The sequence below is a fragment of the Cobetia marina genome (assembly GCF_001720485.1).
Taxonomy (GTDB): Bacteria; Pseudomonadota; Gammaproteobacteria; order Pseudomonadales; family Halomonadaceae; genus Cobetia; species Cobetia marina.
Window position 1 is genome coordinate 489,900 of sequence record NZ_CP017114.1, and the last position, 12,221, is coordinate 502,120.

General features: G+C 65.3%; 11 protein-coding genes. 8 read left to right on the forward strand and 3 right to left on the reverse strand.

The features are described 5' to 3' along the window. Positions 1-113: 113 nt before the first annotated feature. Both BFX80_RS02135 and BFX80_RS02140 read right to left on the reverse strand, forming a co-directional pair. Positions 114-947 (reverse strand): nucleotidyltransferase family protein, encoded by an 834-nt coding sequence (locus BFX80_RS02135; RefSeq protein WP_084207858.1) that lies wholly within the window; start codon positions 945-947, stop codon positions 114-116. Continuing rightward, positions 947-2,146: an aminoglycoside phosphotransferase family protein gene (locus BFX80_RS02140; protein ID WP_084207859.1), complete on the reverse strand. Its 1,200-nt coding sequence runs from the start codon at positions 2,144-2,146 to the stop codon at positions 947-949. Before BFX80_RS02140 ends, BFX80_RS02135 begins: the two co-directional genes overlap by 1 nt. Before the next feature lie 360 nt (positions 2,147-2,506). Here BFX80_RS02140 and BFX80_RS02145 point away from each other — a divergent pair, with 360 nt between their 5' ends. The 8 genes from BFX80_RS02145 (at position 2,507) to BFX80_RS02180 (ending at position 11,406) form a co-directional block, all read left to right on the forward strand. Next, positions 2,507-4,891 (forward strand): LPS-assembly protein LptD, encoded by a 2,385-nt coding sequence (locus tag BFX80_RS02145; protein WP_084209586.1) that lies wholly within the window; start codon positions 2,507-2,509, stop codon positions 4,889-4,891. Between the two features lie 84 nt (positions 4,892-4,975). Further along, entirely contained in the window at positions 4,976-6,259 is a 1,284-nt protein-coding gene (locus BFX80_RS02150) for a peptidylprolyl isomerase (protein WP_084207860.1), read from the forward strand. A 7-nt stretch (positions 6,260-6,266) separates the two neighbouring features. After that, positions 6,267-7,265 (forward strand): 4-hydroxythreonine-4-phosphate dehydrogenase PdxA, encoded by a 999-nt coding sequence (gene pdxA, locus BFX80_RS02155; protein ID WP_084207861.1) that lies wholly within the window; start codon positions 6,267-6,269, stop codon positions 7,263-7,265. Between the two features lie 210 nt (positions 7,266-7,475). Further along, positions 7,476-8,384, forward strand: a complete 909-nt coding sequence (rsmA, locus tag BFX80_RS02160; protein WP_077378089.1) for a 16S rRNA (adenine(1518)-N(6)/adenine(1519)-N(6))-dimethyltransferase RsmA — start codon at positions 7,476-7,478, stop codon at positions 8,382-8,384. After that, a complete protein-coding gene (apaG, locus tag BFX80_RS02165; protein WP_077378092.1) occupies positions 8,381-8,761 on the forward strand; it encodes a Co2+/Mg2+ efflux protein ApaG in 381 nt (126 codons plus the stop codon). The genes rsmA and apaG overlap by 4 nt, the downstream gene beginning before the upstream one ends. A 115-nt stretch (positions 8,762-8,876) precedes the next feature. After that, the gene (locus tag BFX80_RS02170; protein ID WP_084207862.1) at positions 8,877-9,719 is read left to right on the forward strand and encodes a symmetrical bis(5'-nucleosyl)-tetraphosphatase; all 843 of its coding nucleotides are present in this window, start codon (positions 8,877-8,879) and stop codon (positions 9,717-9,719) included. Between the two features lie 67 nt (positions 9,720-9,786). Next, positions 9,787-10,113 (forward strand): thiosulfate sulfurtransferase GlpE, encoded by a 327-nt coding sequence (gene glpE / locus BFX80_RS02175; protein ID WP_084207863.1) that lies wholly within the window; start codon positions 9,787-9,789, stop codon positions 10,111-10,113. A 48-nt stretch (positions 10,114-10,161) separates the two neighbouring features. After that, on the forward strand, positions 10,162-11,406 hold the full coding sequence (locus tag BFX80_RS02180) for a polynucleotide adenylyltransferase (protein ID WP_084207864.1): 1,245 nt from the start codon (positions 10,162-10,164) through the stop codon (positions 11,404-11,406). Positions 11,407-11,452: 46 nt separating this feature from the next. On the opposite strand, the gene BFX80_RS02185 is transcribed toward BFX80_RS02180, so the two are convergent. Further along, complete coding sequence (locus tag BFX80_RS02185; RefSeq protein ID WP_240499643.1) at positions 11,453-12,133, reverse strand: glycerol-3-phosphate acyltransferase; 681 nt, start codon at positions 12,131-12,133, stop codon at positions 11,453-11,455. Positions 12,134-12,221 lie beyond the last annotated feature (88 nt).

The following is a 12,221-nucleotide window of genomic DNA, read 5'->3' on the forward strand; positions in this document are numbered from 1 at the left end:
ATGAGTCAGTGAGGTGCACCGGTGCGCAGGCGGGACCGCACGAAGGCGCACAGAATAGCATTGCCGCGCCCGCGGCCGGAGGAACGTCCGGCGCTGAGCTTATGCCTGCGAGCTCATGCCCCCGGATGTGCCTGGCGATCGCTGAGCAGCCTGTCCAGCTCGTCCAGTCTTGCCGGCGTTCCGACGTCGATCCATTCGCCACGGTGATGCAGTCCGCGTGCCTCCCCGCGCTGCATGGCATCGCGCAGCAGCGGTGCCAGCTTGAACACGCCATCACCCTCTCGCAGAGCCGGCGTCTCGTGCAGGGCGCGCCGGATCAGGCGTGGGGACAGCCATGACACGCCGGAGAAGGTCAGGCGGTCTGCGTTGTCCATGCGCTCGTCCGCTTCATTCACGGGGCCGTCGCACACTTCGCCATCCTGCATCAGCAGGAAGTCGCCGCTCGGATGGTGTGGCGGGTTGTCCACCAGTACCAGGCCCGCCAACGGCCTTGGCGGCAGGCACTGAGTCTGGCTGGCCAGTGCCTGGGTCATCAGCGCCTCGAGATCCACATCGCACCAGACATCGCCATTGATCAGCAGGAAGGGCGTCTCGTCGGCGTCATCGGCCGTCAGAGCGCCGGGCAGTGTCAGCGCGCGTGCGATGCCGCCACCGGTCTCCAGTGGCGTCGTCTCATGGGAGAACGTCAGTGTCAGTTCGCGCCTGCGGCCCTGCCAGCGCGCCTGCAGCAAGCCGCAGGGAGAGCGAGCAGCGGCGAAATGCTCCAGGATCTTCTGCGCAAGATGGCCGACGTTGATGACGATGTCATCCACGCCTGCGGCTTCCAGCCTGAGCAGGTGATGCTCCAGCAGCGGGCGTCCTGCGACGTTCAGCAGCGGCTTGGGTGTGTGGTCAGTCAATGGACGCATGCGAGTCCCGAAGCCCGCGGCCAGAATCATCGCGCGCATCAGCCTTTCTCCTGCGTGACATCTGTCTGACGTGCCTCGGCGTTGCGCATCAGGCGTGCCGCGCGATCGGCCAGAGCGGCCAGCTCATCGTAGTCGTCGAGGTTGATCTCCGGCGTCTCGCCATTGGCCAGTCGCAGGCCTCGTGCCTCGCACTCGGAGGCCAGGCGCAGTGACAGCGCCGGGGTCAGCACCTCATCCAGCCAGTGGGTGAAGGAGATCAGTTCGGGGCAGAAGGCCAGACCTTCACGCAGATGGCCGAGGAAGCGTGGCATCAGCGTCAGATAGCGTGGCTTGGCGTCGCGCAGGGTCAGACGCGCGAAGATGCCGAGAATCTTGAGATTGCGCTGCACCCCCATGCGCTCGACGCTCTGACGATACGCGAGCGGGCTGGGGGCCGGCAGGCCAGCGGCGGCATAGCGTGGCAGGGCGGCAAGGCGGGCCTGTTCGATCCAGCGCGCCATGGCGGGCTCCGGCCAGCGCCAGTGGCGGTCACGCAGCAGCGAGATCAGGTCGTAGTTCTCGGGGCCGATGACGGCATCCTGGAAATCGATGATCCACAGCGTCTCCCGCGACTGGCCGGCATCGGCATGCAGGAACAGGTTCTGGGCATGGAAGTCGCGGTGCACGGTGACGAGAGGTTGCGCGCGCGCGGCCGTCAGCAGCTGTCCGCAGAGCGTTTCCCAGGCGGCGTAGCGGCGGTCATGCGGCATGTCGAGCAGCTGCCCCAGACACCATTCGGGGAAGAGGTCCATCTCGGCCTTGAGGCGCGCATCGTCATAGGCGGGCAGGTCGGCCAGCGGCAGTTCATGCAACTGCTCGAGCAGGCCGATGGCCTCGCCATAGTAGTGGTCGGCGTGTTCGGTGCTGGTCAGGGCCGTCATCAGTGGCGTATCACCGAGATCCTCAAGCTCCAGAAAGCCTCGGGCGTCATCGAAGGCGAAGACCTCGGGCAGGGGCAGGCCGGCCTCCCGCCACTGGCGAGCGATGGCGACGAAGCCATGGCTGTCCTCCTTTTCCGGCGGTGCATCCATCAGGATGCGGGGCGACATGCCGGGGGCGCTCTCATCGAGATGCAGGCGGAAGTAGCGACGAAAGCTGGCGTCGTCGGCCACCGCGCTCATGCGGACGGCGTCGGGGGCGAGGTCGTGGCGTGCGGCAGCCCAGGCGTGGAGGGCCTGACGGCGGGCGTCGGATGTCATGGGGCGGGGCTCCTGTCGGCGGATACGGGGGCCGGCTGTCAGTTGACGCCTGTGCCGCGGCCCCGCATGCTGGGGTGTGGTGACCACAGGACAGGCGGAACCGGCAAGCAGGAAGGCCGGTTGCTGGGCCTGTATAATACCGATTCCCCCAGCCAAGGACACAGAGCAGCCATGGCCCAGCGCAGCCATTCAATACACACGGGCAAGCCGGTGTCCGCCCTCGGGCGGCCGCATCGTCGTCTTGCGTCTTCCACGACGGCGACGCGTCTCCCCGTCAGCCAGCCGGCGACATGGCGGCTCAAGCCGCTGGTGCTGCGTCTCCTGTGGACGCTGGCCCCGCTGGCCGCTGGCGCGCCGCTGATGGCGCAAGCCGCCCCGCCGGAGCCGCTGTCGGCAAGCCAGCTCGACTGGCAGCCTTATGATGAGATGCCGCAGGGGCAGCTGTGCAGCGGTCGCTACGTGACACCGGCCTACCGGATCGATGCGGGTGACACGCCCGAGCAGGTCGCGACCTCCGCCGACAAGGCCAATTATGGCAATGACGGCGTCGCGACCCTGATGGGCGAGGTAGTGCTCAGACGGGGTGATTCCCAGCTGGAATCGCCTGAGGTCAGCGTCAACGAGGCGCGAGACACCGCGACGGCCAAGGGCCCGGTGACCTACCGTCAGCCCGGCGTGCTGCTGCGCGGAGATGATGCCCGCGTCTCGCTCAACAGCGACGCGGCCAGCGTCGACAATGGTCACTACGTCTTCCACAAGCAGCGTATCCGGGGGGATGCGGTGCAGTTGGCGCGTCTGGAAGATGGCCGATATCGCCTGAAGGATGCCAGCTTCACCTCCTGTGAGCCGGGCAACAGCCTGTGGCGTCTGGTCGGCAGCGATATCACCATCGACCGGGAGTCCGGTTGGGGGGAGGCGACCCACGCGCGCATGGAAATGGGCGGCGTGCCGGTCTTCTATTGGCCCTATGTGCGTTTCCCGGTCGATGACCGCCGCCACACCGGGTTGCTGTGGCCGCAGCTCAGCTACACCAGCTCCAGCGGCTTCGATTATGCCCAGCCCATCTATCTGAACCTGGCCCCGAATTACGATGCCACCATCACGCCTCGCTACATTTCAGAGCGCGGTGAGATGCTGGAAGGTGAGTTCCGTTACCTGCTGCCGCGTGGCGACGAAGGCACGCTGGAAGGCGCCTGGTTGGCCGATGACGATGGCGGCAGTGATCCGGATGACGATGAAGAGGATCTCATCGGCGAGGATCGCTGGTACATCAATTACCAGCACTCTGGTCGCTATGACGCGCGCACGGCCTATCAGCTCAAGTATGGCGCGGCATCCGACGGCAATTACTTCGATGACTTCGGGCGCAACTTCGGCGAGACCGAGACGGACAGCCTCGAGCGTCTCGCGCGACTGAATTACCGTGGCGACGTCTGGGATCTCGAGTTCAAGGCGCAGGGGTATCAGCGGATGGACTTTCCGCTGGATGACGAGGACAAGCCGTTCTATCGCCTGCCGAGCCTGACTGCCAACGCGCGCTGGAGCCAGACCAGCGGCTTCTATGAAGAATGGAATTCCAACGCCACCTACTTCTGGCGTGATGTGGACGAGACCGACACGGACATCGACGACGATGAAGCCGCCAACGGCACCCGTCTGCGTCTGGCGCCGGCCGTGGGCTGGCGCAGTGATCAGAGCTGGAGCTTCATCGAGCCGCGTGCCCAGCTGATCAGTCTGAGCTACGACCTGGACTACGGGGATCGCGAGACCGATCGTGACAGCAGTACCTCGGCGACCATTCCGGTGCTGTCACTGGACAGCGGCTTGATCTTCGACCGTGATACCGAGTGGTTCGGCGAAGGTTACAAGCAGACGCTGGAGCCGCGTCTGTACTACGCCTATGTCCCTGAGGTCGATCAGTCCGACTTCCCGGACTTCGACACCTCCGAGGATGCCTTCAGCTGGAATCAGCTGTGGTCTCCCTACCGCTTCAGCGGTGGCGACCGAGTAGGCGACACCAACAAGATCTCCTACGGCGTCTCCTCGCGCTTCATCAGTGACGAGAGCGGTCGTGAACGCCTCAAGCTGGGCGTTGGCCAGTCCAGCTACCTGTCGGACCGCAACATCGACATGGATGGGGACCCGGACAAGACGTCGCGCTCCGACTTCGACAGCTACTCCGATTACTATCGGGCGACGCGTGACCGCTCGCCGGTGGTCTTCCAGGCCGATGTGGTCCTCAACGACCAGTGGACCGCGACCCAGGCCGTGTTCCAGGACTTCGATCGCGGTGTCACCGAAAGTGCCCAGACATCACTGCGTTATCGCGCCAAACAGGGCACGGTACTGAACTTTGGCTTCAATCGTGAGATCGAAGGGTTCGTGCCTTACGATGATGAGGACGATGAAGACGTGCTGGGCTATACCCGCAACGAGTGGGATTTCTCGTTCGCGACGCCGGTCAGCGCAAGCTGGTCGCTGCTGGGCCGCTATCAGTACGACAGCACCAATTCCCGCTCGCTGGAGAAGGTGCTGGGTGTCCAGTACAACGACTGCTGCTATGGCGTCCAGGTCACCTGGAGGGAATGGCAGGATGACAACGACACCGCCAATACCATCTCGGATGATGAAGAGAAGAACGGTATCTTCCTGACCTTCGAGTTCAAGGGACTGGGTGGCGTCGGCCAGAGCGCGGACAGCTATCTGGAGCAGGCGGTGCCGGGCTATCGCAACGCCGGTTTCTGACCCCCGGGATGCGTCACGCACGCTGACGACAGGGCGCCGCTGCAAGGCGGCGCCATCAACATTTTTACGTCGAGAGAACACCCGATGCGCAAGACCCTGATTGCCCCGCTGGGGCTGGCATTCGCGCTGGCAAGCCTGCCGGTGAGTGCCGCCGAGTTGCTCGACCGTGTGGTTGCCGTGGTCAACAAGGACGCCATCATGCAAAGCGACATGGAGCGGCGTGTCTCCCAGGCCAGCCAACAGCTGCAGAGTCGCGGTATCAACCTGCCGCCGCGCAATGTGCTGGAGCGCCAGGTGCTCGACCGCATGGTCAATGAGCAGATTCAGCTGCAGATGGCGGAGCAGGCCAATCTGAGCATCGATGACACCCAGCTCAATGCCACCCTGCGGGGAATCGCCAAGGACAATGGTCTGAGCCTGGAGGCCTTTGCCGACAAGCTCGAGCAGGATGGCATGTCGCTGGCCGATGTGCGTGATCAGGTGCGTCGTGAACTGCTGGTGCAACAGATCCAGCAGCGTCGCGTGGCCAGCAAGGTGCGCATCTCCGATCGCGAGATCGACCGGTATCTCAACCAGCAGGGCGTCGGCAGTGATATCCAGTATCACCTGGCGCACCTGCTGGTCGCCCTGCCGCAGGAGCCGACACCGGCTCAGGTCAAGGCGGCGCGCGAGCGTGCCGATGGTCTGCGTCAGCAGATCGCCGATGGGACGGACTTCGCCCAGGTGGCAGCGGCGGAATCCGCTGGCAGCCAGGCGCTGAGTGGCGGGGATCTCGGCTGGCGCGCCGGCGGTGAGCTGCCGAGCGTATTCGCCGATGTGGTGCCGGACATGCAGGCAGGTGAGGTGTCCCAGCCGTTGCGCAGTGCCAGCGGCTATCACCTGGTCAAGCTGATCGAGAAGCGTGGCGCAGGCAAGTCATTGATTTCCCAGACTCAGGCGCGTCACATCCTGATCCAGCCCAACCCGAACATGAGTGATCAGCAGGCGCTTGAGCGTGCCGAGTCCATCCGCCGTCGCGTGCTGGGAGGCGAGGACTTCGCCGCGCTGGCCCAGGAGTTCAGCGACGACAAGGGCAGCTCTCTCAAGGGTGGCGAGCTGGGGTGGGTCAGCCCGGGGCAGACGGTGTCGTCCTTCGAGACTGCCATGAACGCCCTGAAGGTGGGGGAGGTCAGCCAGCCCATCAAGACGCGCTTCGGCTATCACATCATCGAGGTCGAGAATCGTCGTCAGCAGGATGTCACCAATTCCAGCCAGCGTGACAAGGTCCGCAAGACCCTGTTCCAGCGCAAGCTCAATGACGAACTGGAAGCCTGGCAGCAGCAGATCCGCGCCGAGGCCTATGTCGACAACCGCCTTGATGAGCAGTGAGCGCGCCATGTCGTCCGAGGTGATCGCGCTGACCGCCGGGGAGCCGGCGGGCATCGGTCCCGAGCTGCTGGTGATGCTGGCGGCTCAGGCCGAGGACTTCCCGGCGCAGCTGGTCGCGGTCGCCGATCCCGACCTGCTGGCCAGTCGTGCCCGCCTGCTGGGGCTTTCGCTTGAATTGCATGAGCTGAGCCCCGGCGACCCCCTGCCACCGGCCCGCAATGGTCATCTGGCCGTATGGCCGGTGCCGCTGGCGGTGCCCAGTGAGCCGGGGGTGATCGATGCGCGCAACGGTGATCATGTCCTGCAGATGCTCGACGTGGCCATCGCCGCCTGTCAGGCCGGACACGCCAGTGCCATGGTGACGGCGCCGCTGTCCAAGGCTGCCGTGATCGAGGCCGGCCACGCCGGTTTCACGGGGCATACCGAGTATCTGCGCGACGTCTGCGGTGTCGAGGAAGTGGTCATGATGCTGGCGTGCCCGGGACTGCGTGTCGCGCTGGCCACCACCCATCTGCCGCTGCGTGAGGTGGCCGACGCCATCACGCCGCAGGGGCTGACACGAGTGCTCACTATCCTGGCGGAAGATCTCAAACGCTACTTCGGGCGTGAGACGCCGCGCATCGCGGTGTGCGGACTCAACCCCCATGCCGGCGAAGGTGGGCATCTCGGCGTCGAGGAGATCGAGGTGATCTCACCGACGCTCGAGGCACTGCGCGCCACGGGCATGCAGCTGGCGGGGCCGCTGCCGGCGGATACCCTGTTCACGCCACGTCATCTCGATGGCGTGGATGCCGTGCTGGCGATGTATCACGATCAGGGGCTGCCGGTGCTCAAGTACGCCGGATTCGGTCAGGCGGCCAACATCACGCTGGGCCTGCCCATCGTGCGTACCTCGGTCGATCACGGTACCGCGCTGGATCTCGCGGGCACGGGTCGGGCCGATGTCGGAAGTCTCGTGCAGGCCGTGCAGGTGGCCATCGAGATGGCAGCCGCCGCGCGAGCCTGAGATAATCCCCCATCATCTGGCGTGACCGTCCATGCGGCACGCCGAGCGCGCACCTCAAGCAGGCGTCGCCGCTACCCCAGTCATTCGACCATCCAGGATGGTCTCGCCGTCCTTTCCATGTCCCTCGATGCCTCTGCATCGATTCCACAGGTGAAGGATGGCGTCTTGTTGTCGGGAGTCCACAGGGCTCCCCGGAGGAAAGTCAGTCCCATGTCCCAACATTTCCCGGCGCATCGTGCGCGCAAGCGTTTCGGCCAGAACTTCCTGCAGGATCTTGGCGTCATCTCCCGTATCGTCAGGGCCATTCGTCCGGCAGAGGGGGAGCGGCTGGTCGAGATCGGTCCGGGGCAGGGGGCGCTGACCGGTCCGTTGCTGGAAGCGGCGGGCAAGCTGGAGGTCATCGAGCTGGACCGTGACCTGATCCCCGGGCTGCGCGTGCAGTTCTTCAACTATCCCGATTTCGTCATCCACGAGGGCGATGCCCTGCGCTTCGATTTTCCGGCGCTGGTGGGCGATGGTCCGGCACTGCGCGTGGTCGGCAACCTGCCGTACAACATCTCCACGCCACTGATCTTCCACCTGCTGGAAGCGCGTGGTGCGATTGCCGACATGCACTTCATGCTGCAGAAGGAAGTGGTCGAGCGTCTGGCGGCTGAGCCGGGTGGTACGGACTGGGGCCGTCTGTCGGTGATGACCCAGTATTACTGTGCGGTCGAGAACCTCTTCCTGGTGCCGCCCAGTGCCTTCTTCCCGGCGCCAAAGGTGGACTCGGCCATCGTGCGTCTGGTGCCGCATGCCGAGCTGCCGCATCCGGCGACTGACGAGAAGCTGCTGGCCATCATCGTGCGGGAAGCCTTCTCTCAGCGTCGCAAGACCCTGCGCAACAACTTCAAGGGGCGTATCGATGCCGAACAGCTGACGGCGCTGGGCATTGATCCCTCGCGTCGCCCGCAGACGCTGACGGTCGCGGAGCTGGTGATGATCACCAACCATCTGAGCGCCCAGGGCATGACCGCCAGTCAGGCGGACAGCGCGCCCCGCAAGCGCCCCCGCAGCAATGTCGGTCACGGTGAGGTCACGACCTCGCAGGCCGCCACTGACAGCGATCACGACGCATGAGCGGCGTGGCGGACATTCATGTCGACGCCGTACCGGAGTACTGCGCCGACGAGAGTCGTCCGAGCGAGAACCGCTTCGTGTTCCGCTACACCATCACGGTGCACAATGGCAGCGACGAGACGATCCAGCTGCTGGCGCGTTACTGGAAGATCACCCAGGGAAGCGGCAACGAGCAGGAAGTCCGCGGCAAGGGGGTGGTCGGCAAGCAGCCGCTGATCGCCCCGGGGGAAAGCTTCCGCTATACCTCGCGGGCCGTCCTCGACATGCCGGTCGGCGTGATGCAGGGGGCCTATACCTTCTCCGATGCCACCCATGCGCGCACCTTCGAAGTCGCCATCGCGCCATTTCGTCTGGCCGGGCCGCATCAGGTGCATTGATGCCTGCCGAGTCTCGGGCCAGGTCGGGACATGGCCCATCGGTCTGTCGCCGTCCTGAACGAAACCATCAGCAAGTCATTCACGTAGCAGGCCGCCAGGCGGCCGGGGGAGCAGCATGACGCAGTGGGCGATTGGCGATCTGCAGGGATGTCACGTTGAGTTCGAACGCCTGTTGCAGCGTCTGGAGTTCACGCCCGGACGTGATGTGATGTGGTTGGCCGGAGATCTGGTCAATCGCGGGCCGGGCTCGCTTGAATGCCTGCGCCATGCCAAGGCTCTCGGGGACAGTGCGCGCATCGTGCTGGGCAACCATGATCTGCATCTGCTGGCGGTCGCGCATGGCTTCGGGCGCCTCAAGCGTTCCGATACGCTTCAGCCCATTCTGGACGCGCCGGATCGCGACGAGCTGCTTGACTGGCTGCGTCGCCAGCCGTTGATGGTGGAAGAGACCATCGATGCGCGGCGCACGGTGATGACGCATGCCGGCGTTCTGCCCGGCTGGACCTTGAATCAGGCGGCAGCGCTGGCCCGCGAGGCGGAAGCTGCACTGGCGGGGGACGCCTGTCGCGAGTTTCTCGGCGAGATGTATGGCGACACGCCCGATCTCTGGCGGGAGGATCTCAGCGGCATCGCGCGGCTGCGTTGCATCGTGAATGTCTTCACCCGCATGCGTTTCGTGGACCGCGAGGGTCGCATGGACTTTGCGGCCAAGGAGGGGCTGGATTCCGCGCCCGAGGGCTATCGTCCCTGGTTCCAGTTTCCGCGTCCCGAGGGGGCCTGGGATGACTCTCCGCGCCTGCTGTTCGGCCATTGGGCGGCGCTGGAAGGCGAGACTCCAGCGGCGCGCCAGGATGTCGCGGCACTGGATACCGGCTGTGTATGGGGTGGCGGGCTGACAGCGCTCGATCTCGAGACGGGGCAGCGCGTGTTCGAACCGGCGGTGACATCGCGCGACTGACTCTGCAAGGCGCCTCCCCTGAGCGGCGCACGTCCATTTTCCTGTCCCTATCTTCAGCGGAGTTCCCATGAGTTTCGAACATCTTGATCTGGCGTCACTGGCGCAATGGCGCGACGGTGAACAACCCTACGTGCTGCTGGACATCCGTGATCCGCTCAGCTTCACCCAGGGGCGCATTCCCGGCAGCCGGCATCTGGACAACGCCAGTGCGGGGGCGATCCTGGAAGAGACACCTCGCGACACACCGCTGGTAGTGGTGTGCTATCACGGCCACTCCAGTCAGCAGGCAGCGGCCTGGCTTGCCGGGCAGGGCTTCGAGAAGGTCTACTCTCTCGATGGCGGTTTCACCCAGTATCAGCTCACCCATGGCGATGATGTCGAAAGCGGTAGCTGATCCCACCTTTGCCTGATTGTCTCATCTCCCTTCTGCCAAGGAGTCCCCATGACTCGTAGTGCCCCTCATCGACTTGATGCGTCATCGGACCGCCTGCTGCAAGGGCTCGAGGTCTATCGGGTAGGGGGCGCCGTGCGCGATGCGCGCCTGGGCTGGCCATGGCATGAGTGCGATTTCGTGGTGGTGGGCGCGACGGTCGAGGACATGCAGGCGCGTGGTTTCCGCCCGGTGGGGCGCGACTTTCCGGTCTTCCTGCACCCTCAGACGCAGGAGGAATATGCGCTGGCACGCACCGAGCGCAAGTCTGGACATGGCTACGTTGGCTTCACCGTGCATGCCAGCCCCGACGTGACCCTGGAAGAGGATCTCGTGCGTCGTGATCTGACCATCAATGCCATGGCCGAGCCGCTGGACAGTCCGCCCGGCGAGGGCGAACTGGTGGACCCCTACGGCGGACTTGCGGATCTCGAGGCACGACTGTTGCGTCACGTCTCCGACGCCTTCAGTGAAGACCCGCTACGCGTGCTGCGCGTGGCACGCTTCCTGGCACGTTATCAGGGGCTGGGTTTCACGGTCGCCGAGGAGACTCGCGCGTTGATGCAGGGGATGGTCGAGAGCGGCGAAGTCTCGCATCTGGTCGCCGAGCGTGTCTGGAAGGAAACCGAGAAGGCGCTGGGGGAAGCCAGTCCTGAGGCCTACTTCCAGCTGCTGGATGAGCTGGGTGCCCTGAGCGTGCTGATGCCGGCGCTGGCGAGGGAGGCCCGTGCGCTTGAGTCAGCGCTGGAGCGGCTGGATCGACTGCCGCGACAGCTGGTCGATGAGGCGGAGATGGTCTGCTGGCGCATGGCACGGCTGGTGGAGCACCTGTCGCGTGAGGAGATCGATACCCTGGCGCAGGAGCTGCGTCTGCCCAGTGCCGTGCGCGATGCGGCTCAGCAGGCGCGTCAGTGCCGAGAGCTGAATGATGCGTCGCATCGTGAGGGTGGCGTGCAGGCGGAAGATCTCAAGGTCTGGCTGGATGGCGTCGATGCGTGGCGTCGTGGTGAGCGTCAGTCGGTGCTGGTGGCCTTGCTGGCAGTGGAAGACAAGGGGCTGGCGCGGCTGGGCAATGCCGCCTGGCAGGCCGCGACGGTGGTCTCGCCGCAATCCCTGGTCGCTCAGGGGCTCAAGGGTGCCGAGATCGGGCGGGCGATGGGCGAGCAGCGTCAGCAGGCGATTGCCGAGGCGTTGCGTGAGTGGCGAGCCACGCCAGAGGTCCATGCGCCGCACTGTGGTTGTGGCCACGCTCACTGAGAGGACGATGCACGCAGAGGCAAGGGTCGGGCTGCGGAGTGAGGGTCTACAGGCGCGGTTCGCTGCCATCGCTCAGGCGGCGCAGATTGAGCGCGTGACGCACCACGATCAGACTGGCGAAGACGAGTATCACGCCGCTCATTTCCGGCGCCAGCCACAGGCTGAAGAGCGGGGCGGCAAGCCCTGAGACGAGTGAGGCAATGGCGGCGGTGCGCAGGCGCCACGCCAGTCCGATCCACAGGGCGGCACAGCTCAGGGCCACGCCCGGTGCCAGCATCAACAGCACGCCGAAGGCGGCAGCGACAGCCTTGCCGCCTCGATGTCCGCGATGCCATAGCGGCAGGCTGTGGCCGATCAGCACCGCCAGTCCGATCAGTCCCAGCGCCCAGGCGGGCAGGGCGATCTCGCCACCCAGCCACAGGGCAGGCATGCCCTTGGTGGCATCGAAGGCCAGGACCAGCGCGGCAGGCATGGCACCGTGCAGTCGCAGTACATTCGAGAAGCCCGGATTGAAGGAGCCGGCCAGTCGCGGGTCGGTCAGGCCCAGGCGCTGGCAGATCCACACCGCTCCCAGAACCGACCCTCCCCCATAGGCCAGTGCCAGCAGCAGGCTCAGCTGCTGCCAGTGTGCCAGCGTGGCCACCCAGCCGATGATGTCGCTCAGCATGCCTCCCCCGCACATGACCCGCTGCGCGCCGTCAGCCATGTCGCTTGCGGACAGGCGCATCGCGCGGCTCGGTTTGGCCAAGCAGGGGCTGGGTGCAGTAGAATCTCGGGCATGATGGCGGGGCCTTTGGCGGCGTCGTTTTACTGGT